General features: G+C 73.9%; 12 protein-coding genes. 3 read left to right on the plus strand and 9 right to left on the minus strand.

Features of this window, described 5'->3' with window-relative positions; genetic code table 11:
* Positions 1-506: 506 nt before the first annotated feature.
* On the minus strand, positions 507-1,856 hold the full coding sequence (locus ACM9LD_RS18480) for an MFS transporter (protein ID WP_415678021.1): 1,350 nt from the start codon (positions 1,854-1,856) through the stop codon (positions 507-509).
* 13 nt (positions 1,857-1,869) lie between these two features.
* On the minus strand, positions 1,870-2,988 hold the full coding sequence (locus ACM9LD_RS18485) for a C45 family autoproteolytic acyltransferase/hydolase (RefSeq protein WP_415678022.1): 1,119 nt from the start codon (positions 2,986-2,988) through the stop codon (positions 1,870-1,872).
* 65 nt (positions 2,989-3,053) lie between these two features.
* Here ACM9LD_RS18485 and ACM9LD_RS18490 point away from each other — a divergent pair, with 65 nt between their 5' ends.
* Together ACM9LD_RS18490 and ACM9LD_RS18495 are read left to right on the plus strand one after the other, a co-directional pair.
* Positions 3,054-4,079, plus strand: coding sequence for a LacI family DNA-binding transcriptional regulator (locus ACM9LD_RS18490; RefSeq protein ID WP_415678023.1), 1,026 nt, complete (start codon positions 3,054-3,056; stop codon positions 4,077-4,079).
* 43 nt (positions 4,080-4,122) lie between these two features.
* The gene (locus ACM9LD_RS18495; protein ID WP_415678024.1) at positions 4,123-5,121 is read left to right on the plus strand and encodes a phosphatidylglycerol lysyltransferase domain-containing protein; all 999 of its coding nucleotides are present in this window, start codon (positions 4,123-4,125) and stop codon (positions 5,119-5,121) included.
* Between the two features lie 15 nt (positions 5,122-5,136).
* On the opposite strand, the gene ACM9LD_RS18500 is transcribed toward ACM9LD_RS18495, so the two are convergent.
* Genes ACM9LD_RS18500 through ACM9LD_RS18520 form a run of 5 tightly spaced genes read right to left on the minus strand, consistent with a single transcriptional unit; the run spans position 5,137 to position 9,206 of the window.
* Positions 5,137-6,294 (minus strand): TetR/AcrR family transcriptional regulator, encoded by a 1,158-nt coding sequence (locus ACM9LD_RS18500; RefSeq protein WP_415678025.1) that lies wholly within the window; start codon positions 6,292-6,294, stop codon positions 5,137-5,139.
* Between the two features lie 20 nt (positions 6,295-6,314).
* Positions 6,315-7,145: an SDR family NAD(P)-dependent oxidoreductase gene (locus tag ACM9LD_RS18505; protein WP_415678026.1), complete on the minus strand. Its 831-nt coding sequence runs from the start codon at positions 7,143-7,145 to the stop codon at positions 6,315-6,317.
* A gap of 23 nt (positions 7,146-7,168) precedes the next feature.
* Positions 7,169-7,558: a MaoC/PaaZ C-terminal domain-containing protein gene (locus ACM9LD_RS18510; RefSeq protein ID WP_415678047.1), complete on the minus strand. Its 390-nt coding sequence runs from the start codon at positions 7,556-7,558 to the stop codon at positions 7,169-7,171.
* An 8-nt stretch (positions 7,559-7,566) separates the two neighbouring features.
* On the minus strand, positions 7,567-8,028 hold the full coding sequence (locus tag ACM9LD_RS18515; protein WP_415678027.1) for a MaoC family dehydratase N-terminal domain-containing protein: 462 nt from the start codon (positions 8,026-8,028) through the stop codon (positions 7,567-7,569).
* On the minus strand, positions 8,025-9,206 hold the full coding sequence (locus tag ACM9LD_RS18520; RefSeq protein WP_415678028.1) for a lipid-transfer protein: 1,182 nt from the start codon (positions 9,204-9,206) through the stop codon (positions 8,025-8,027). Before ACM9LD_RS18520 ends, ACM9LD_RS18515 begins: the two co-directional genes overlap by 4 nt.
* 120 nt (positions 9,207-9,326) lie before the next feature.
* On the opposite strand from ACM9LD_RS18520, the gene ACM9LD_RS18525 reads away from it, so the two are divergent.
* Positions 9,327-10,859 (plus strand): long-chain-fatty-acid--CoA ligase, encoded by a 1,533-nt coding sequence (locus ACM9LD_RS18525; protein ID WP_415678029.1) that lies wholly within the window; start codon positions 9,327-9,329, stop codon positions 10,857-10,859.
* 76 nt (positions 10,860-10,935) lie between these two features.
* Here ACM9LD_RS18525 and ACM9LD_RS18530 read toward each other — a convergent pair whose 3' ends face one another.
* Together ACM9LD_RS18530 and ACM9LD_RS18535 are read right to left on the minus strand one after the other, a co-directional pair.
* Entirely contained in the window at positions 10,936-12,780 is a 1,845-nt protein-coding gene (locus ACM9LD_RS18530) for a phosphoenolpyruvate carboxykinase (GTP) (RefSeq protein WP_415678030.1), read from the minus strand.
* Positions 12,781-12,873: 93 nt separating this feature from the next.
* Positions 12,874-23,265: an amino acid adenylation domain-containing protein gene (locus ACM9LD_RS18535; RefSeq protein ID WP_415678031.1), complete on the minus strand. Its 10,392-nt coding sequence runs from the start codon at positions 23,263-23,265 to the stop codon at positions 12,874-12,876.
* Positions 23,266-23,300: the final 35 nt, after the last annotated feature.

The following is a 23,300-nucleotide window of genomic DNA, read 5'->3' on the forward strand; positions in this document are numbered from 1 at the left end:
TCCACAGCGCAGCACCGATCACCGTGCGCCTGCGGCACGGCCGCGACACACGGATGAGAAGCATTGGAGTGAAAAAGATTTCAGAGGTGGTTGCTATGGCTACCGATTCGACCCACCTCTGAGCAAACACGACCGGGCGAGCGGATTCCAGGAAACACGGGTAACGAAAACAACACGATGTGAACGCGACCACAATGCGCGGAAAGCGACTTCGACAACTCTCTTCCCCAACGTGAAGAACCGGGTGTTTCGCGGTGATAACTTTTCCGATCACACCTGCCAATCGCGCCCGTCAGCACGCCGCAACGGCGCGTGGCGACCATTGTGGCAATCATTCTCCGCCCAATCAGTACACCGTACGTTTTGCCATCACCATCGCGTCGCCGCGCGTGCGACACCGGGCCACTCGGTGTCTCGACGTTGCGTCCCCGGCGGACCGGTGCGCGAACCGCGTTGCGGCCCCATCGAATCGGCGACGCCCCGGACCCGCCGGCCGGGACGCCGGCTCACGGTCGCGCGGTCGCGTCCGCGTCGGCCGACTGCGAGCCCTCGGCGTCCCGGTTCTCGGGCAGCGGCTCGAACGCGGTCTCGCGAAGGCGGGACGAGCAGAACGCGAGCACGCCCAGGACGAGAGCGAGGTATCCGACGACGCCGATCCAGTGACCGTCGAAGGCGATCAGCAGCCACGTGGCGGTACCGGCGGCGGTCGCGCCGCCGATCGCGGATCCCACCTGGTAGGTGGCCGAGATGGCGGTGTAGCGGACCTCCCGCGGGAACTGCTCGCCGAGGAACGCCGGGATCGGCCCCTGGGCAGCGCCGACCACGAACCCGGATACGACGCTGATCGCGTAGGTCGCGGCCAGGTGGTGCAGCGGAACGATCGCGAAGTACGCGACGTAGACGGCCAGAATGAGGCCCGCTCCCCCGATCATCACCTTCTTGCGGCCGATCCGGTCCGACAGCAGCGCGAAGAACGCCGCCCCGGGGATCAGGGCGATCGCGCCTGCCAGGCTGATCAGGAGGTTGTCGGTGTCGCCGTAGCCGATCTCGGTCATGTAGGTGAGCATGAACACCGAGGTCACGTAGGCCAGCGTGATGTACCCGAAGGAGATGCCCACCGCGCACAGCACTACCGCGGGGAACCGGCGCAGCACGGTGAAGATGGGCAGCGGCTGCGCCTTCCGGTCTTCGCCGGGATGGGGCGCCGGCTCCTGCGGGGCACGCAACCGCATCACGAGGCCGAAGACCACGAGCACGCCGCCGAGCAGGAACGGGATCCGCCAGGCACCACCGGCCAGCCCGGCCCCGGAGATCGCGTCCCCGGAAAGCCCGCTGACCAGAGTGAACACGGCGATGCCGAGCACCGTCCCGATCCCCACGCTGGTGAAGCTGCCCCAGAGGCCGCGCCGGTCGTCGGGCGCGCTCTCGATCCCGATCAGGGCCGCACCGCCCCACTCGCCGCCCGCGGCGAAGCCCTGGACGATGCGCACGAGCACGAGCAGCACCGGGGCGAGCATCCCGACGCTGTCCGCCGTCGGCAGGCAGCCCAGGACGAAGGTCGACAGGCCCATCACGAGCAGGGTCAGGATGAGCATCGGCCGGCGTCCGACCTTGTCGCCGAAGTGGCCGATCACGAGGCCGCCGAGGGGCCGGGCGAGGAAGCCCGCCCCGAACGTGAGGAAGGAGACCAGGGTCCCCACCATGGGGCTGAGGTCGGGGAAGAAGATCTTCGGGAAGACGAGCGCCGCGGCGAGCCCGTAGATCGAGAAGTCGTAGTACTCCATCGCGGTGCCGAAGCCGGAGACGGTGAAGATCTTCCGCGCGGACGGGCGTGCGGAGAGCTGGTGGGTTGCCATGGTCGACGTCCGATCAGAAGGTGAGGAGGCCGAGTTCTGCGGCCTCGAGGGGGGTTCCGGCCCGGTAGGACAGCGCGAAGGCGTCCAGGTCCAGGGCGACGGTGAGGAGGGTGCTCCACTGCTCGACGAGCGGGAGCGTCAGGTCGGGGCGCATGATCTGGGGCGCCGTACCGTCGGCCGCGAGGGCCTTCGCGCGCGCCTGGCCGGTGCCGGCGCACAGGTCCGCCCGCCGGCCGGTCATGTCGTCCATCCGCAGGTCGGTCGACGATTCCACGCGCGGGATGGTGTCGCCCGCCGCCAGTTCCGGGTCGAGGAAGTGGTTGGTGTGGAACAGCCAGCCGTCCTCGCCCGGGCGGACGACCGCCGTTCCCGCGGGGGACATCTCGATGCTCGCGGCCCGGCCGTGCCGGTCGGCGACGGTCAGCACCGTCGACGCGCTGACCCGCGCGCTCCGGACGAGGTCGACGGCGTGGTCGACGCTCGTCGCCTCCTCGATGACGCGGCGTGCGACCGCGTGCACCGGCACGCCCGGGGCGCCCCCGTCCGAGCGGTGGTTGAGGATGTTGAAGTGGACGCCGACACCGGCCTCGCTGAGGCCGATCTTGCCGGACACACCGAACTCGGTGAACATCTTGAACCGCAGGCCGGTGTTCCCGACACCGGCCAGCAGGAGCCCGTCGGGCGCGAGGTGGTCGTGCCAGTCCCAGGTCTGGAGGGTCTCGGGCGCCGCGCCGGGGAGGGCCCGCACCATCGTCGAGCACTCCCCCTCGCGCGACGGCGCGGTGCGGGCGAGGATCTCGGTGCGGGCGTCGAGGAGGGCGACCGCGGCGAGGGGCGTCTCCGCGCCGGCGGCCAGTCCTTCGACCTCGGCGGCGAGGTGCGGGGCCCAGGACGCCAGCTCGTCGTGGCTCGCGGCCGCGACCTCGGCGACCACGCCCGGGGCGATCCCGAGTTCCGCGAAGTGGGCCGCGTAGAGCGCGCTGATGCGCCGGATCCGCGGCGCGAAGCGGGCGCCCCTGGCGCGGCCGGCCGCGGCGCCGGTCGGGGTCGTCGTGATGTCGGTGTAGAGCTGCACCCGGTCCTCTTCTCGATCATGCGCGGCGCCCGGCGCCGCGACTGTGATCCAGACCATAGAAAAGTTAAACGTTTAATACAACGGGTTCCGCCCGTAGGATTCCGAGGATGCGGCGACGAGGCTTGACCATCAGGGACGTGGCGGCCCGCGCCGGCGTCTCGACCGCCGCGGTCTCCCAGGCGCTCAACGGCACCGGCACGCTGTCGGCGGCGACGCGGGCGCGGATCGTCGAGGTCGCGGAGGAGATGGGCTACCAGGCCGACGCCATCGCCCGCGGCCTGCAGGGCGCCCGGCTCGGCGCCGTCGGCCTGGTCTTCCGATCGCTGGACGCGCTCGAGGACTACAACCCCGAGGGCGTGGACGTCTTCTCCCGCATCGCCGGAATGCTCAGCGTCGAGCTGCTCGAGCGCGGCAGGGGCGTCATGCTGCTCCGCGACCTCGTCACGCACGCCGCCCCGCCGCTCGCCTACTCGATGGACGGCTACATCGTGGTGAACCCGCACCACGACGACCCGGTGCTCCGGCGACTCGACGAGCGCGGCCTGTCCTACGTCACCATCGGGCGCGACCCGGGCCGCCCCGACCGGGTCGACTGGGTCTCCACGGACGACGACGCCGGGATGACGCGGATGCTCGACCACCTCGCGGACGCCGGCGCCCGGCGCATCCTGCTCGTCCGCGGCACCGACCCGAACGCGTGGAACATCGACAGCGAGAACGCCTTCCGACGCTGGTGCGCCGAGACCGGCCGCGCCGATCCGGTGGTCGTCACCGTGCCGGAACGGGCCGGGGTCGACGGGGGCCGCGCCTTCGCCGCCGCCCTGGCCGGCGGCGCGCACGGCCGCCTGCCCGACGCGATCGTCTGCATGACGGGCCGGCATGCCGCGGGCACCGTCGCCGCGCTCGCCGAGCGCGGGATCCACGTTCCCGACGCACTGCTCGTCGCCACCATGTCCGATTCCGAGCACTCCCGCACCGCGACCCCGTCGATCACCTGCATGACCGGGGCGGTGAAGGACGAGGTGCGCGCGACGGTCGCGATGCTGCTCGCGATCCTGGCAGGGGACCCACCCGGGGAGCCGGCGCAGATCCGCACCGAGGTCGTCGTCCGGGCGTCGACGGTGCCGCCGCGGCCACTCGACGACTGACCCCCGGCGCGCGGGATCGCAGGGGCAGGCGCATAATTCGTTCATGTCCTTCGCTCATCGAAGCGTTTCGGAGCTGGTCGGCAAGGCGGTCGGCGATCCGCTCGCGCCGTTCGCGCTCCGGCCCGAGAAGCAGCACGTGGCCGCGCCCGGCGGGGACGCCGTGGTGGGCTACGCGATCCGGCTCGGCGTGGTGGTCGCGAGCGGCGACCCCGTCGGCCTCACCGCCGAGGCCCGCGCCGCGGCGATCGCGGAGTTCGTGCGCCGTGCCGGGCACCGGCCGATCGCGGTCCTCGGCGCCGGGGAGGCGTACCGCCCGCTCTGGGAGGCGCACGGCCTGCGGGCCGTGCCCATCGGCCGCGACGTCGTCGTCGACACCTGCGCCTTCGACCTCGTCGGCCGACGGTTCCGCAACCTGCGCCAGGCGGTCTCCCGCACCCGCAACGCGGGCGTCACCGTCGAGATCGTGCGGGAGGCCGACGTCGCCGACCTGGACCGGCAGGCCGTCCGCCGGATGGAGACCCTCGCGGGGCACGACCCCACCCGCGGCTTCTCGATGATCCTGGGACGCATGCTCGACGGCACCACGCCCGACGGGGTGTTCGCCCTCGCCCGGACGCCCGACGGCACCGTCTGCGCCGCGCACCGGTACCTGCCCGCCGGGCCCGAGGACCTGTCCCTGGACCTGCCGCTGCGCGCGCGGCGGTCGCCCAACGGGGTGGACGAGCGGCTCACGCTGGAGACCGTGGCGTGGGCGCGCGACCACGGCTACAAGCGCGTCTCGCTCGCCTTCGCGCCCTTCCCCGACCTGTTCGCCGACGACGCGACGGCCCTGCGGCACCCGTGGGTCCGGGCCGCGGCGCGGCGCGCCGTGCACGCCTTCGACCCGCTGCTGCACGTCGAGCGGCTCTACCGCTACCTGCGCAAGTACCGCTCCTTCGACCAGGAGCGCGCGGTCATGCTGCGTCCGCACCAGGTCGCCCGGGTCGCGGCCGCGCTCATCCTGCTCGAGTTCGGCAGCTACGGCCGGGGCGGCCGGCTCTGAACCGGCGCCGCGCCGTCAGGCCCGTGGAAGGGGGTCCTGCACGCCGTCGACGCCGAGGATCCTGCGCCCGTACGCCGTCACCAGCGCGGCCCTCTCGGCCCCGCGCGGCGCGCCCGGCGTGCACGCGAGCTGGTTGACCGCGGTGATCGCCGCCATCACGGCGACGCGCCGCGCGGCGGGATCGGCGTCGTCGACGCTGCCGTACAGGTGGACCCACTCGCCGACGTAGGCCCGCTGGGGCTCGATGAGGACGGCGCTCTCCCGCTCGGCGAGCTCGCCGATCTCGGAGACGATCGCCTGCGTCATCCCGGGGTGGCGCACCGCGAAGCCCGCGTACCGCCCCACGATCGCGTGGAGCGCGACACCGGGGTCGTCGGTGGCGGCGAGCACCTCGTCGAGATCCACCTGGACGAAACCGTTGGCACGGTGCAGCGCCGAGGAGAGGATCTCCTCCTTGCTGGCGAAATGGTTGTAGATGCTCGACGGCGCGAGGTCGACCGCGGCGGCGATGTCCTCCAGCGCGACCCCGTCGTAGGTCCGGGCCGCGAACAGCTCCACTGCGGCGGCGAGGATCTGCTCGCGCTTGGCGATCCGGGCGAGGCCGCGCGGCGCGGCGGCGGACGGCGAATCCGCCGCGAGCGGGCCCGTCGCGGCGCGGGACACCAAGGCGGACAGGAGCGAGCGCATCGGCGGCTCGGTCGACTCCGTGGCGTGCATCGCCGTGCTGAGCAGGACGCCGAGCACCGCGATCGATCGGGCCCGCGCCCCGGCATCGCCCTCCACCGCGACCGTTGCATCGAGGTCCGCCAGGAGGGACTCGCGGACCGCAGCGACGGCGTCCGCCGGGAGGTAGCGTGCCTCCCGGATCCAGAGCCGGCCCGCCGCCCGGTGCGCGAGCGTCCGGTCGATCAGGGGCCCGAACCGGTCCGCCTCCGACCCCGCCGCGAGCGCCTCCCGCAGGCCCTGGACGTAGCCCTCGAAGGCCGCCGCGAGCATCGCCTCCTTGTTGGCGAAGTGCCGGTACAGCGCCGAGGGCCGCACCCCCACGGCCTCGGCGACGGTGCTCATCGCGACGTTCTCGTAGCCGCGGGCCGCGAACGCCGCGGCCGCGGCGTCGATGATCAGCTCGCGCCGGTTGGCCGGACGCGAGCGCACCACCGATGTCGTCTCCATGGCGTCCAAGACTAGGGCGCCTAGATCATGTACCCGCCTCCGCACACCAGAGTCTGCGCGCTGACGTAGTCGGACTCCGGCCGGCACAGCAGGTACACGGCGCCGGCGGCCTCCCGGGGAGTGCCCGCGCGGCCGAGCGGGATCTGGGCCGCCATCGCGTCGAGCAGCTGGGGATTGACGCCCACCTTGATCTCGCGTCCCGCGACGTCGATGCTGCCGTCGCCGCCGGCCGGGGCCTCGGTCAGGCGCGTGGTGATGAGCCCGAAGGCGACGGTGTTCACGGTGACGTTGTACCGGCCCCACTCCTTGGCGAGTGTCTTGGTCAGTCCCGTCACGCCCGCCTTCGCCGCGGCGTAGTTGGCCTGCCCCGCGTTGCCGCCGAGCCCCGCGATCGACGAGATGTTGACCACCTTGCGGCACGGCACCGCGCGCCCCTCCGCGCGGGCGGCCTTGACGAGGCCCGAGATCACCGGCTGGGCGGCGCGCAGGATTCGGAACGGGGCCTTGAGGTGCACGTCGAGGATCGCGTCCCACTGCTCGTCGGTCATCTTCTGCACGACCGAGTCCCACGTGTACCCGGCGTTGTTGACGACGATGTCGAGCCCGCCGAGCTCGTCGACGGCCGTGCCGACGAAGCGCTCGGCGAAGCCCTCCTCGGTGACGCTGCCGGCGCAGGCCACGGCGCGGCCACCGGCGGCCGCGATATCGGCGACGGTCTGCGCGGCGGGCGCCTCGTCGAGATCGTTGACCACGACGGCGGCGCCGTCGGCGGCGAGCTTGAGGGCGATCTCCCGGCCGATACCGCGGCCGGAACCCGTGACGACGGCGATCTTTCCGTTCAGTGCGGACATGGTTGTACTCCTTGGGGTGTGGGTCAGGCGAGGTCGACGACGGCGGTGCCCGTGAGGGTCGAGGTGCCGTCGGCGAGGGTGACCGTGAGGTCCAGGGTGGCGGTGCCGGCGGCATCGTCGACCGCGACGACCGTGCCCCGGCAGACGGGCCGGGCGTGCACGGGGGTGATGGCGACGAACCGCACCGCGAAGCTGCGGATGCGCTGCACGCCGGCCCAACCCGTCAGCAATCGACCCAGGTGGGCCATGCCGAGCATGCCGTGGGCGAAGACGTCGTCGAGTCCGGCGGAGCGGGCGACGTCGAGGTCGATGTGCATGGGGTTGTGGTCGCCGCTCGCTCCCGCGAACAGGGCGAGCGTGGTGCGCGTGATCTCGCCGACGGCGAGCGGGGGCAGCTCGGTGCCCACGTCGATGGTTGCGCTCACGCGGCGGCCTCCTGCGGGCGACGGACGACGATCGTCGAGGTGGCGGTGGCGACCGGCGCGCCATCGCGGAGGAACTCTGACCGCTTGACCAGGAACTCGAGGGCGCCGCCGCTCTTGGCGTAGACGTCGACGATGTTCTCCCGCACGGAGATCCGGTCTCCGGCGCAGACGACGGAGTGGTAGTCGAAGCGCTGCTCGCCGTGCAGGATGTGGCGCAGGTCGATCCCGAGCGCGCCGAGGTAGCCGAAGGGCTCCGGTGCCTCGAGTGCCAGGCCGAAGACGAAGGTCGGCGGCGCGGGCAGGTCGCGGTGGCCCGCGGCCCGCGCGGCGTCGAGATCGGTGAACACGGGGTCGGTCTCGCCAATGGCCTGCGCGAAGAAGCGCAGCCGGCCGCGCTCGACGTCCACGGAGAACTCGGGCAGAGCGAGCGCCAGCGCGGCGTCGCGGTCGATGCTCATCGGTCGCCCCGCTCGTACAGCGTCACGACGGCCGCGCCGCCGAGCCCGATGTTGTGCTGCAGGGCGAGGGAGGCACCGTCGACCTGGCGGGTGCCGGCCTCACCGCGCAGCTGCCAGGACAGCTCCGCGCACTGGGCCAGACCCGTCGCGCCGAGGGGATGCCCCTTGGACAGGAGGCCGCCCGACGGGTTGGTGACCACCGCGCCGCCGTAGGTGTTGTCGCCGTCCTCGATGAACTTCTCCGCGGTGCCGTCCGGGGTGAGCCGCAGGGACTCGTAGGAGAGGATCTCGTTCGCAGTGAAACAGTCGTGCAGTTCCACGACCCGCACGTCTCCCGGGTCGACGCCCGCGGCCTCGTACACCTGATCAGCGGCGCGGCGGCTCATGTCCGCGCCCACGAGGTTCATCAGCGAGCCGTCGAACGTCGCGGCGCCGTCCGTGGTCATCGCCTGCGCGGCGATCGCGACCGTCGTGCGCAGGCCGCGGGCGCGGGCGAACTCCTCGCTCACGATGATCGCGGCGGCGGCCCCACAGGTGGGCGGGCAGCACTGCAGGCGCGTGAGCGGGCCGAAGATCTGCGGAGAGGCCAGCACCTCCTCGACGGTGACCGGGTCCCGGAACACCGCGAACGGGTTGTTCGCGGCATGGGCGCGGGCCTTGACCGCCACCTTCGCGAAGGTCTCCGGTGCGACGCCGTACCGCTCGGCGTACTCCGCGCCCGCGCCGCCGAACAGCTGCGCGGCGAACGGCGCTTCACTCCTGCCGTTCCGCTCCTCCGCGATCGCCATGAAGTCGACGAACGGGCTCGGCCGGTCGGGCCACTTGATGGCGAGCGCGCCGCGCTCCATCTGCTCGAAGCCGAAGGCGAGCACGCAGTCCGCGGCGCCGGACGCGACGGCCTGGCGGGCGAGGAAGAGCGCGGACGAGCCGGTCGAGCAGTTGTTGTTCACGTTGACGACGGGGATCCCGGTCGTGCCGACCCGGTAGAGCGCGCGCTGGCCGCTGGTCGAATCGCCGTAGACGTACCCGGCGTACGCCTGCTGCACGTCCGCGAGCTCGACGCCCGCGTCGGCGAGGGCGGCACGGACCGCGGCGGGCGCCATCACGTCGTAGGGCTCCGCGGTGCGCGGGGTGGCGAAGGGAATCATCCCGACGCCGGCGACGTATGTCCGACTCATTTTCTACCTCCGTACGATTGGATATTCACATTTATTGCACGACCCCGCCCTGACATGCAATAGTCAATCCCGTTGTAGTCGCTATCACACTGGTAGTGGTTCACTCCCCGGAGGATTGAAGTGCAGATCACCCAATCGCTGTCCCAGACCGCCCAGGCCGTGCCGCACCACGTCGTGACGGTGTACCGCGACCGCCGCCGGACGGCCGCCGAGGTCGCCGACCGGGTGGCCCGGCTCGCCGGCGCGTTCCGCGACCTCGGCGCTCGCGAGGGGGACCGGATCGGCATCCTGTCGCTCAACAGCGACCGCTACCACGAGTTCCTGCTCGCGACGCCCTGGGCGGGGTGCGTGGTCAACCCCGTCAACGTGCGCTGGAGCGCCGCCGAGATCGCCTACTCCCTCGCCGACTGCGAGACGAACGTCCTGGTGGTGGACGACGCCTTCGCGCCGCTGGTCCCGGAGCTCCGCGCGCTCGCGCCGAACGTGACCTCCGTGATCCACGCGGGCGAGGGCACCGTCCCCGCCGGCATGCTCGGCTACGAGGAGCTGATCACCTCCTCCGCGCCGATCGAGGACGCCCGGCGCGGCGGCGACGACCTGTACGGGATCTTCTACACCGGCGGCACCACCGGCACCCCGAAGGGGGTGATGCTCTCCCACCGCGCGTGCCTCACGTCGGCGATGGGCTCGCTGGTCACCACCGGCATGCTCAACCGCGGCGGCGTGCTCCTGCACGCCGCCCCCATGTTCCACCTCGCCGACCTCGCCGCGTGGACGATCGGGTGCCTGACCCGGGCCACCCACGTCATGGTCCCGTCGTTCACGCCGGCGGGCGTCGCCGCCGCGATCGAGGAGCACCGCGTCACCGACGCCCTGCTCGTGCCCACCATGATCCAGCTGCTCATCGACTCCCCCGAGGGCCGCGCGGCCGACCTGTCGAGCCTGACCCGGATCATGTACGGCGCCTCCCCGATCTCCGAGGCGGTGCTCGAGCGGACGCACGCCCTGGTCCCGGCCGCCCGGCTCACGCAGGCATACGGCATGACCGAACTGGCGCCCGTCGCCACGCTCCTCACCGCCGAGGACCACGACGACCCCGCGCTGCGGCGCAGCTGCGGGCGCCCCGCCGTGCACTCCGAGGTGCGGATCGTGGGTCCCGACGACGTCGAGCTGCCCCGCGGCGAGGTCGGCGAGATCGTCGCCCGCGGCGATCACCTGATGACGGGCTACTGGAACAAGGAGGCCGAGACCGCGGACGCGCTGCGCGGCGGCTGGATGCACACCGGCGACGCGGGCTACATGAACGACGACGGGTACGTCTTCGTGGCCGACCGGATCAAGGACATGGTGATCACCGGCGGCGAGAACGTCTACTCGGTGGAGGTGGAGAACGCGCTCGCCAAGCACCCCGCCGTCGCGCAGGTCGCCGTGATCGGCGTGCCCGACGAGGAGTGGGGCGAGCGGGTGCACGCCGTCGTCGTGCTCGCCGCAGGCGCCGCGGTCACCGGAGACGAGCTCCGCGGCTTCGCCCGGGAGTACATCGCGAACTACAAGCTGCCGCGGTCGGTCGCGTTCGTCGAGGCGCTCCCCGTCTCCGGCGCGGGGAAGATCCTCAAGCGCGACCTGCGACAGCAGGACTGGTCACGCGCCTGACGCGCCGCCGACAGGCGTCCCCGGACAGCACTGCGCCCCCGCCGAAATCCGGCGGGGGCGCAGTACGTGTCAGGGATCAGCCCAGGCGCTGCTTGAGCGCGTCCAGCTCGTCCTTGAGGCCAGTGGGCAGCTTGTCGCCCACGAACTCGAACCACTCGTCGATCGACGGCAGCTCGCCGCGCCACTCGTCGACGTTCACGGCCAGCGCCTCGGCGACGTCCGCGACCGGGGTGTCCAGGCCGGTGAGGTCCAGCTCCTCCGGGGTGGCGACGATGCCGATCGGCGTCTCCTTGCCGGCGGCGTTGCCCTCGATGCGGTCGACGATCCACTTGAGCACGCGGCTGTTCTCGCCGAATCCGGGCCACAGGAAGCGCTTGTCCTCGCCGCGGCGGAACCAGTTCACGTAGAACACGGCCGGCAGCTTCGACTCGTCGGCCTGCTTGCCGATGTTGAGCCAGTGGTCGAAGTAGTCGCCCACGTTGTAGCCCAGGAATGGCAGCATCGCCATCGGGTCGCGGCGGACGGTGCCCACCTTGCCCTCGGCGGCGGCGGTCTGCTCGGAGCCGACGGTCGCGCCCATGAACACGCCGTGCTTCCAGTCGCGTGCCTGCGTGACCAGCGGCACCGTCGTCTTGCGGCGGCCGCCGAACAGGATGGCCGAGATCGGCACGCCCTGCGGGTCGTCCCACTCGGGGGCGATCGACGGGCACTGCGACATCGGGGTGGTGTAGCGCGAGTTCGGGTGCGCGGCGACGGTGACGACGCCGTCCTCGTTCTCGGCGGAGGAGCTCTCCCAGTCGTCGCCGCGCCAGTCGGTGAGGTGCTGCGGCGCGGCCGACATGCCCTCCCACCAGACGTCGCCGTCGTCGGTCTTGGCGACGTTGGTGAAGATGGTGTTGCCGGCGTCGATGGTCTTCATCGCGTTCGGGTTCGAGTCCATCGACGTGCCGGGGGCGACGCCGAAGAAGCCGAACTCGGGGTTCACCGCGTACAGGCGGCCGTCCTTGCCGAAGCGCATCCAGGCGATGTCGTCGCCGACGGTCTCGGCGCGCCAACCCGGGAGGGTCGGCTGGATCATCGCGAGGTTGGTCTTACCGCAGGCCGACGGGAACGCCGCGGCGATGTAGTAGACCTTGTCCTCCGGCGAGATCAGCTTGAGGATCAGCATGTGCTCGGCGAGCCAGCCCTCGTCGTGCGCCATGGCCGAGGCGATGCGCAGCGCGTAGCACTTCTTGCCCAGCAGGGCGTTGCCGCCGTAACCCGAGCCGTACGACCAGATCTCGCGGGTCTCGGGGAAGTGGGTGATGTACTTGGTCTCGCTGCAGGGCCACGCCACGTCGGCCTCGCCCGGCGCGAGCGGCTTGCCCACGGAGTGGATGGCCTTGACGAAGAAGCCCTCGTCGCCCAGCTTCTCCAGCACCGCGGTGCCCATGCGGGTCATGATCTTCATCGAGACCACCACGTAGGGGCTGTCGGTCAGCTCGACGCCCAGCTTCGGGTCGTCGGCGCCCAGCGGGCCCATGCAGAAGGGCACCACGTACATGGTGCGGCCCTGCATCGAGCCGCGGTAGAGGTCGGTCATCGTCGCGCGCATCTCGGCGGGACGGACCCAGTTGTTCGTCGGGCCCGCGCCCTCCTTGGTCTCCGAACAGATGTAGGTGCGCGACTCCACGCGCGCCACGTCCGCCGGGTCCGACAGTGCGAGGAAGGAGTTGGGCTTCTTCGCGTCGTTCAGCTTGGTGAACGTGCCCGCGGCGACCATCTCGGCGGTCAGGCGATCCCATTCGGCGTCCGAACCGTCGGCCCACACCACGCGGTCGGGCTGCGTGAGCTCGGCGACCTCGCGCACCCACTCGACGAGCTGGGCGTGCTTCGTGGGGACCGAATCCCCCTCGAGGCCGGGAATCGTGGCTGACGTCATAGGTGTCATCTCCAAAGTCGCATACGAACCTTTGAACCAGTGTCACACATCGGGCAAGGTCACAGAACCGAGGGTGACGTGCAACATCTCACATCACACCTCTGCCCCTTTCCCCACGCGCGGGAGGAAGCCGATGCGCACCAAGTAGTCGACGTAGACGTCGAGCCCGGCGTCCCCGACGGGGCCCCGGTCACCGTCGAGCCCGATCCGCCCGTCGGCGGCGCTCGTCGGGGTCCAGCCGCCGCCCTCGCCGACGGTCTCACGCTCCAGACCTGCACGGATGAGCAGAATGGCGCGCGCGAGCGCCCCCGCCACCTCCGGCCGGTCGCGGAACGCGGCGGTCTGCCGCTCCAGGAAGACGTGCCCCGGCACCGCCTCGACGGGATAGCCGCCGCGGCGCAGCGCCCCGACGATCTCCCGCCAGCTCACCCGCGAGCCGCTGCCCACCTCGAGCGTCCGCAGCGGCTCGTCGCCCGTGCGGAGGACCTCGACCATCGCCTCTGCGGCGCGGTCGACGGGGGTCATCTCGATCGTCTGGTCCAGCAGCTCCGACGGTGCCGCGCCGACCGTCGCGATCGACCGCACCAGGTTCCAGAAGGCGTCGTCCGTGTTCGTCGCGCCCGAGTCCAGGGCGCCCGTCAGGAGGCCGGGACGCAGGATCGTCGACGGGACGCCGCTCGCCGCCGCCAGCTCCACGACCCGCTCGGCCACCCACTTGGACTGCGTGTACCCGGCGTCGGGGATCTCCTCGAACGCGCCCGCCGCCGAGATGGTGGAGACGAACTGGAAGACCGTCCCGGGCCGCCGCGAGGCCAACTCCAGCAGGAACCGCGTCGAATCCACGTTGGCGGCGCGCAGCCGCGCGTAGGGCTCGACGTGGTTGACCCGGGCGCCGCAGTGGATGATCGCGTCGACCTGTTCGATCACGCGGTCCCAGACGTCGGCCTCGATCCCCAGGGCGGGTAGCGCGAGATCGCCGGGGAGCGCGGTGATGCGGTCCTCGTAGCCGTCCGACCAGGAGCCGTAGCCCCGCATCGTGGTGCGGATGCGCTCGAGCCCCGACGCCTCGTCGCGCGCGCGGACCAGGGCCTGCACGCGGGCCGCCGGGTCCGCCTCGAGGACCGCCCGGATCAGGTGCCCGCCCAGCAGGCCGGTCGCGCCGGTGACGAGCACCTCGTGGCCGGTCGGCACCACGTCGGGCGCGGCGGGCGCGAACCGCACGTCGTCGACGGGGACCTCCACCGACCGGGGCCCGCCGGCGTCGGACAGCGACGCCAGCACCGACGCCGGGGTGGCGCTCTCGAACAGTCCCGCGATCGGCACCCGCACCCCGAAGTCGACGTCCACGCGGTCCACCAGCCGCATCAGCGACAGCGAATCGCCGCCGAGCTCGAAGAAGGAATCGTCGAGGCCCACGCCCTCGGCCTCGAGGACGGATTCGAACAGCGCGACCATGGCCCGTTCCTCGTCGGTCTCCGGCGCCCGGTACCCGGCGGCCGCGGCGAACACCGGCTCCGGGAGCGCCGCGCGGTCGAGCTTGCCGCTCGGGGTGAGCGGCAGGGCGTCGAGCACCACGACGAACGGGACCATCGCGGCGGGCAGACGCCGCCCGACGGCCGCGGTCACCTCGTCAGGCGCGAGGCCGGGCGCGACGACGTAGCCGACGAGCCGGCCGCCGCGAGCGCCGTCGCGCACGAGGGCGACCGCGGCGTTCACGCCGGGGACCGCGGCCAGCGCCGCCTCCACCTCGCCCAGCTCGACCCGCACGCCGCGGATCTTCACCTGGTCGTCGGCGCGGCCCACGTACTCCAGGGCGCCGTCGGGCAGCCACCGCACCAGGTCGCCCGTGCGGTACATCCGCGCGCCGGCGGCGCCGTACGGGTCCGCGACGAACCGCGACGCCGTGAGGCCCGGGCGGCTGACGTAGCCGCGGGCCACCGCGGCGCCCGACACGTAGAGCTCGCCCACGACGCCCGGCGCGACGCGCCGGAGGGCACCGTCGAGCACCCGGACCGCCATGCCGCGGACGGGCCGGCCGATGGGCACCGGACCGGACTCGCCGGGCCGGATCCGCGCGAAGGAGACGGCGATCGTCGCCTCGGTGGGGCCGTAGGCGTTGACCAACCGGCGGCCGGGGCCCCAGCGGTCGACGAGCGCGCGCGGCACCGCCTCGGCGGCCACTACCAGCGAGGTCAGGCCCCGCATCCGCCCGGCGGGCACCGACGCCAGCACGGACGGCGTGAGCACCGCGTTGGTGACCCGGTGCTTCTCGACGAAGTCGGCGAGCTCGCGGCCCGCGAGCACCGTCGCCGAGACGACGAGCGTGCCGCCCGTGCCGAGGGCGCACAGCAGCTCCCACACCGCGGCGTCGAAGCCGACGGAGGCGTTGTGCAGCATCCGCGTCCCCGGGCCCAGGTCCAGCTCGTCGAAGGTCCGCACCAGGTCGGCGAGGCCGGCGTGGGTGACGGCGACGCCCTTGGGCGTGCCCGTCGAGCCGGAGGTGAAGATGACGTAGGCGGCGTCCTGCGGGGTCAGGGGCGCGCGCCGGTCAGCGTCGGTGACGGGCTCGTCCCCCGCCTCGCCCGGGCCGGCGTCGAGCAGCGCACCGTCGACCTCGAGGACGGGGCGCGCGTCGTCGAACATGGCCTCGATGCGCTCGCGCGGCGTCGCGGCGTCGATCGGCAGGAAGGCGGCGCCCGCCTTCGCGACGCCGAGCACCACGGCGACGAAGCCGATCGAGCGCGGCGCGGTCACGGCGACCACGTCGCCCGGGCCCACGCCCTCGGCGAGGAAGCGTCGCGCCCACCGGTTCGACAGCGCGTCGAGCTCGGCGTAGCTGAGCGGGGCGCCGTCGCCGGCGACGGCGCGGGAACGGGGGCGGGCCGCGGCGCGGCGGGCGAAGAGCTCCGGGAGCGTGCGGGCGGGGACGCCGCCGATGGCGCCGCCCCAGCGGCGCACGAGCAGCCGCTCGGTCTCGCCGGTGCCGTCGACGTCGGCGAGGCGGGCGTCGGGCCGGGTGACCGCGGCGGTCAGCACGCGGCGCCACCGGTCGATCAGGTCCTCGACCCAGCCGCGGTCCAGCGCGTCGGTGCGGAAACCCGCGCGGACGTGCATGGTCCGGCCCGGGACCACGGCGACGGACAGCGGGTAGTGGGTCGCCTCGTCGCCGTGCACGTCGACGACCTCGACGTCGGTGCCGGGGATCGTCGCGCCCGCCGTCGACGGGTAGTTCTCCACCACGAACAGCGAGTCGAAGAGCTCGTCCCGGCCGGCGGCGCGGGCGATCTCCGTGAGGCCGAGGTGCTGGTGGTCGAGCAGGCGCACGTACTGCTCCTGTACGCCGAGGGCAACCTCGCGGACCGTCGCGCGCGGGTCGAGGGGGACGCGCACCGGCGAGGTGGTGATGAGCAGGCCCACCAGGTCCTCGACGCCGTCGAGCTGCGCGGGGCGGCCCGACTGGACGGACCCGAAGACCACGTCGCCGCGGCCCGTCGCGCCGCCCAGCGCGATCGCCCACGTGGCCTGCAGCACCGCGCCGGGCGTGGTGCCGAGCGTGCCCGCGAGACGGGTGACGGCGGCGTTGAGGTTGTCGGGGATGATCGTGCGCACCTCGTCGTGCCCCTCGCCCGACGGTCCGCCGTCGGCTCCGGACCGCAGCGGGCGGTCGCGGGCGACGAGTGTCGGCTCGTCGAGGCCGTCGAGCTCCGCGGCCCACGCGGCGCGCGCGGCGTCCCGGTCGCGGCCCGCCAGCCAGGTGAAGTAGTCGCGCAGGCCCGCCCGCGGGCCGCCGAGGGCGTCGGGATCGATGCCCGCGTACCCCGCCAGGAGATCGCGGAGGATCACCGGCGCCGACCAGCCGTCCCACAGGATGTGGTGGTTCGTCACCACCAGCCGCACGTCGCGCTCCCCCACCCGGACCAGCAGGAACCGCATGCCGGGTTCGCGGTCGAGGCGGAAGCCGCGGCGCCGCTCGGCGGCGGCCAGCTCGACGAACCGGGCGTCCGGGTCGTCCTCCGCGCGCACGTCCTCGTGGCGGTAGGGCACGGGACCGGGCGCCGCGATGACCTGGACGGGGGCGTCCAGCCCGTCGGCGACGAACCGGGCGCGCAGCGCCTCGCGGCGGGCCAGCACCGCGCGCACCGCCTCGGCGAAGCGGGCCTCGTCGAGGACGCCGTCGAAGTCGATCACCGTCTGCACGACGTAGGGGTCGGGCCGCTCGTCCGCGGCGTCGCCGAGCTCCGCGTGGTAGCGGAATCCCTGCTGCAGCAGCGTCAGCGGCAGCACGTCCTCCAGGCCCGGGTACCGCTCGTCGAGGCGCTCGACCTGCTCGCCCGTGAGCGCGACCAGCGGGAAGTCCGACGGGGTGTGCCCGCCGCCGGTGCCCGCCGATGCGACGACGTCGCGGAGCGCGTCGAACCAGAGCGCGCCGAGCCGGCGGACGGCGTCCTCGTCGATGAGCGCCGGCGCCCACGTCCACGCAGCGACCAGCTCCGGCCCGTCCGCGCCGTCGCGGGCGACGGCGTTCACCTCGACGGCGTGCAGGAGCGCGAGCGCGTCGGGCGCCGGGGAGAGGTCGGGGAAGCGGCGGTCGGGCCCCCAGTCCTGATCGCCCGCGCCGGTCGTGCGGCCCAGGTAGTTGAAGCCGATCTCCGGCTCCCGGAGCCCGGCGAACTCCGCCGCCGTCTCGGGGTTCGCATACCGCGCCAGGCCGTAGCCGAGGCCGCCGCCGGGCACCGCCCGCAGCTGCTCCTTGATCCGCTTGACCGCCGCGGCGGGGCCGTCCGCGCCCGGCCGCAGCCGCACGGGGTGGACGTTCGTGAACCACCCGACGGTGCGCGCGAGGTCCAGCCCGGGCGCCAGGGACTCGTCGCGGCCGTGGGTCTCCACCTCGACGAGCGCGGAACCGTCGCCGCGGCCACGCTCGTCCGCCCACGCGGTGACCGCGGTCGCGAACGCCGCGAGCAGCACGTCCTGCACGCCCGCGTGGAAGGACTCCGGCACCGCGCCGAGCAGCGGCCCGGCGATCTCGGGCGGCAGCGTCAGCTCCGCCCGGCCGGCCGCGCCGTGGGTGTCGCGGGCGGGGTCGAGGGCACCGTCGACCAGCGACGGCGCACCGTCGAGCACCGACCGCCAGTGGTCGACGTCCTCCGGCCCCACCTCCACGGCCCGGTCCGCGAGCACCGTCGACCAGCGGCGGAAGGAGCTGCCCACCGGGGCCGTCACCACGGGCCGGCCCGTCGCGGCGGCGTGCCAGCCGGTCGCGAGGTCGGTGAGCAGGATGCGCCAGGAGACCCCGTCGACGACGAAGTGGTGGGCCGCGACCAGCAGCGCGCCCTCCCGCTCGGGGCCGAGGTCGAACCACACGACCCGCAGCAGCGACGGGGCGCCGGGCCGCAGCAGGCCTGTCACCCGGCGGTGCTCGGCGGCGATCGCGGCGCCGGCCTCGTCGATCGACAGGCCGGTGGCGTCGACCCGGTCCACGACGTCGGCCGCGGCGACGGCGCCGACGGGCCGCACCACGAGCGAGGAGGCGCCGCCGGGCGTCGTGCCGATCTGCGCGCGGAGGGCGTCGTGCCGGTCGAGGATCGCCTGGGTCAGGGCGTGCAGCGTCTCGGTGCTCACGCCCGACGGGGTGCGGACCAGCACCGACTGGTGGAAGCCCTCGGGGGTGCCGCCGTGCGCGGCGAACCAGGACATCACGGGCGTGGGCGCGATCTCGCCGACGCCGTCGTCGGGCGCGGCCTCGGCGGGGTCGGCCGTGCGGGCCACGGCCGCGAGGCCCGCGACGGTGCGGTGCGCGAAGACGTCGTGCGCGGTGACGGTGAGGCCCGCGGCGCGGGCGCGGCCGACCAGCTGGATCGCCGTGATCGAGTCGCCGCCCAGCTCGAAGAAGGAGTCGTCGACGCCGACGCGGTCGCGGCCGAGCACCTCGGCGACGACCCCGGCGAGGGTCTCCTCGGCGGAGGTGCCGGGCGCCCGGTACGGGGCGTCGTCGCCGGCGTCGGGCACGGGCAGCGCCGCGCGGTCGACCTTGCCGTTCGCGGTGAGCGGCAGCGCGCCGAGAACGAGCACCCGGGCTGGCACCATGTGCGCGGGCAGCCGCCGCGCGGCGTGGGCCCGGACGTCCGCCTCGGACGCCGTGCCGGTGACGTACCCGACGAGGCGCCGGGCGGCCCCGTCGCCCTGCACGACGACGGCGGCCGCGACGACGCCGGGGCACGCCGCGAGCGCCGCCTCGACCTCGCCCGGCTCGATCCGGAAGCCGCGGAGCTTCACCTGGTCGTCGGCGCGGCCCACGTACTCCAGCTCGCCGCCGGGCAGCCAGCGCACCAGGTCGCCGGTGCGGTAGACGCGCGCGCCGTCCGCGCCGAGGGGGTCGGCGACGAAGCGCGACGCGGTGAGGGCGGGCAGCCCCGCGTAACCGCGCGCCACGCCGGGCCCGCCGACGTACAACTCGCCCACGACGCCCGGCGGCACGCGCCGCAGCCCCGCGTCGAGGACGTAGGCGCGGGAGCCGCCGATGGGGCGGCCGATGGAGACCGCGCCCTCCCCCGGGGTCAGCGGCCCGACGGTCGCGGCGACGGTGAGCTCGGTGGGGCCGTAGGCGTTGATCAGCCGCCGGCCCGGCGCCCAGGTCTCGACGAGCGCGCGGGTGACGGCCTCGGCGCCGACGGTGAGCGAGGTGAGGCCGGGCATCCGGCCCGGCGTGATCGACGCCAGCACGGACGGGGTGATGAGCGCGTGCGTGACGCCGTGCTCCTCGACGAAGTCCGCGAGCTCGTCGCCCACGCGGGTCTCGCCGGAGATCCGCAGCGTGCCGCCGGTGGCGAGGGCGCTGAGCAGGTCCCAGAAGGAGATGTCGAAGCCGACGGAGAAGTTCGACAGCACCTGCGCGCCGGGGCCCGCCCCGGTCCCGGCGGCGATCGCCGCGGCCAGTCCGGCGGCGCCGGCGTGCGGCACGACGACGCCCTTCGGGGTGCCGGTGGTGCCGGAGGTGTAGACGATGTACGCGGCGTCGTCCGTCCGCAGCGGCCCGCCGCGCTCGGCGTCGGTGAGCGGCGCATCGTCGAAACCCTGCAGGTCGGGGGCGGTGTCGACGCCGATCACCAGGCGCGGCGCCGCGTCCTCCAGCAGGAACGCGATGCGCTCGGCGGGGTACGCGGGATCGATCGGCAGGTAGGCGGCGCCGGCGCGCAGCGCGGCCAGCTCCGCCACGATCAGCCGCGCCGAGCGCGGCACGGTCAGCGCGATCACGTCGCCCGGCCGGACGCCCTCGCCGCGCAGGTAGCGCGCCCAGCGGTTCGCCTCCCGGTCGAGCTCGGCGTAGGTCAGGGTCCGCTCGTCGTCGGCGAGGGCGAGGGCGTCGGGCGTGGTCCGGATCCACTCGTCGATCAGGTCGGGGACGGTCGCGGTGCGCTCCGGGCCCGACGGTGCGCCCCACGCTTCGAGGGTCGCGGGCTCGGGGTCGAGCAGCACGTCGAGGGCGGCCACGCGGGTCCGCGGGTCGGCGGCGACCTGCTCGAGCAGCCGCCGCCAGCGCGCGACGAGGGCCTCGACGGTGGCGCGGTCGAAGACGTCGGTGCGGTACTCGACGCCGCCGGTGAGGCCGTCGGCGGACTCGGTGACGCTGAACAGCAGGTCGGCGCGGGAGGTCCCGGCGGCCATCGGCGCCACCTCGGCGCCGAGCACGTCGCGCAGGTCGCCCCAGCCCGGATCCTCGTTCCAGCCGAGGATCACCTGGAAGATCGGGTGCCGATCGGCGGAGCCGCGCGGCTGCATCGCCACCATCTCGCCGAAGGGCACGTCCTGGTTCGCGTAGGCGTCGAGCACCGTCGACCGGGTGCGCCGGAGGTAGTCGCCGAACTCCGCCGACCAGTCGACGGTGGTGCGCAGGGGCAGCAGGTTGACGAACATGCCGACCACGTCGTCGCACGACGCGGGGCGGCCGGACGCGGCGGTGCCGATCACCACGTCGTCGCCCGCGCCGAGCTTGGACAGCAGCGCCGCGAGGGCGGCGTAGTGGACCATGAACAGGCTCGCGCCGTGCTCACGCGCGAGGCTGCTCAGGCGCTCGGCGAGCTCCGCCGGCCACGCGAAATCGACGGTGCCGCCCTCGAATCCGCTGTCGGAGGGGTACGGGCGATCCACGGGCAGCACCGTCTCGGCCGGCGCACTGTCGAGCGTACGGCGCCAGAAGTCGCGCTGCGCGACGACCGGCCCACCGAGATCGCGCAGACGCGTCACCTGCCAGGCCGCGAAATCCGCGTACTGCACCGCCGGGGCCCCGAGGTCCGGAGCGACGCCGGAGCGGCGGGCGGCGTACGCGGCGACGAGGTCGCGTAACAACGGCCCGACCGACGCGCCGTCGCCGGCGGTGTGGTGCAGCACCAGGACCATGCGCGGCGGCTCGTCCGGGTCGGGATCCTCGAGCAGCCAGCCGCGGAAGGGCGGCTCGGCGGCGAGGTCGAAGGCGTACGCCGCACACTCCCGGGCGACGGCGTCGCGCTCGCCGGAGGCGACGGTGCGCCGCTCCAGCAGGCGCTCGTCGTCGATGGGAACGGTGAGGTCCTGCACCACGTCGTCGCCGCGCAACCGCAGCACGGTGCGCAGTGCCCGGTGCTTGGCCACCACGTCGCGCACCGCGCGGCCCATCGCGACGGCGTCGATGGGCTCGTCGAAGTCGAGGACCAGCGGCATGTTGTAGACCGGCGAGGGCCCGCCGAGTTGGAAGTCGCGGAACAGGCCCGCCTGCGCGTGCGAGGCGGGGGCCTCCGCGACATCACCCAGCGGGGGGATCGACGGTCCGGCCGGGCCGGGCTTCGACGGTGCCGCCGGCGCGTCCCCGGCGGTCGGATCGGTGGTGGCCGGCGCGACGAGGGCGGCGAGGGCGGCCGAGGCGACGGGGGCGACGGGCGGCGCGGTCGCGAGGAGCGCGGCGATGCCGCGGGGCGTGGGGTTGTCGAAGACCTCCACCACGGGGACCTGCACGCCGCGCAGCTCCGCGAGCCGGTCGGTGATCCGCACCGCGACCAGCGAGGTGCCGCCCAAGTCGAACAGCGAGTCGTCGGGGCCCACGTCGGGCACGCCGAGGATCCCGCCGAGCAGCTCGGCGACGAGCGCGACGTCGTCCCCGCCGGCTGCCGTGACGGACCGGGACTCGGACGAGGGCGCCTCCGGCACGATCTCCTCGAGCACGGCCTCCTCCGGCACGGCTTCGAGCAGCGGCCCGAGGAGCGCGTCGGGGTCGGCGACGAGTGCGGCGATGGCGCCGCGCCACTCGGCCGCGAGCGCCGCGACCTGCGGGGCGTCGAAGACCGCGGCCCGGCCGCGGACATCGAGGGTGAGGCCGCCGTCCACGGCCAGCGCGACGAAGGCGAGGTGCCGGACGGGCCCGGCGTTGATCACCTCGGTGCCGCCGGGCACACCCGCGAAGTCCTCGGGCACGGGTTGCAGGTAGTTGACCACCACGCCGGTCGAGCCGTGCTCGCCGTCGAGCGGGCGGCCACGCTGGTGCAGGAAGGCCTGGCGGATCCCGGCGTCGACGGCCCGCAGGCACGCGCGCACCGTGCCCTCCCGCGGCAGGTCGACGCGCACCGCGATGGTGGTGCCTGCGGCGCCGTCGGTGTCGAGGCCGGTCTCGTCGATGCGCCCCGAGACGGGCAGGTCCACCCGCACCCGTTCGGCGGCGGTGCGCCGCGCTGCGACGAGGGCGGCGGCCACGACCGCCACGGTGAAGTTCCGCACGCCGACGGCGCGGGCCTCGGCGTCGAGGCTGCGGACCAGATCCGCGGGGACCGGCAGCAGGGGCGCGCGGACCTGGCCGCCGGCCCCGCTCGACGGTGCGCCGCCGGGCAGGACGGCCGGCCCCGGGAGGCCGGCGGCGCGCCAGTACGCGGCGTCCTCCCCGCGGTCCCGGGAGGAGAGGTAGCCCGACTCGGCGGCGAGCAGTGCCCGCAGCGGGCGGATGGGGTCCTCCTGGAGCGAGCGGCCCTGCACGAGTGCCGTGTACGCGCGGGCGATCGCGGCGCGGACGCGCGCCGCGGTGTACCCGTCGGCGACGGCGAGGTCGCATTCGAGGAGCAGCCGCACCCGGTTCTCGGCGGTGCGCACGACAGCCAGCCGGACACGGGGCTCCCGCGGCGGCGAGGAAAGACGGTCCGCGGCGAACCGCCGCGCCGCCTCCTCGGGGTCGGCCTCGCGCCGGAGGTCGACCTCCTCCACCGCAACAGTGGTACCGGCACCGATGTGTTGGGTGTGCGCCTTCTCGTCGATCCGGGCGACGAGCGGCTCGGCGGCGGTCGCCACGTAGGCGGCGGCGCGGCGCAGCACGGCGACGTCGATCTCCCCGTCGAGCACGACGTACTCGCTGATCGTCCACCCCGGCCCCGGACCGTCGGCACGCTGGGCGGCGAGGACGTACTCCTGCGCCCGGGTCAGTGCCAGTCCGGCACGCGCGGCGCGCCTCGCCTTGAACCGGTTCGCCATGGTCCCCCCTCAATCAGGTTTGCGATCGCAACCCT

Source organism: Tsukamurella hominis (assembly GCF_965137015.1).
GTDB lineage: Bacteria > Actinomycetota > Actinomycetes > Mycobacteriales > Mycobacteriaceae > Tsukamurella > Tsukamurella hominis.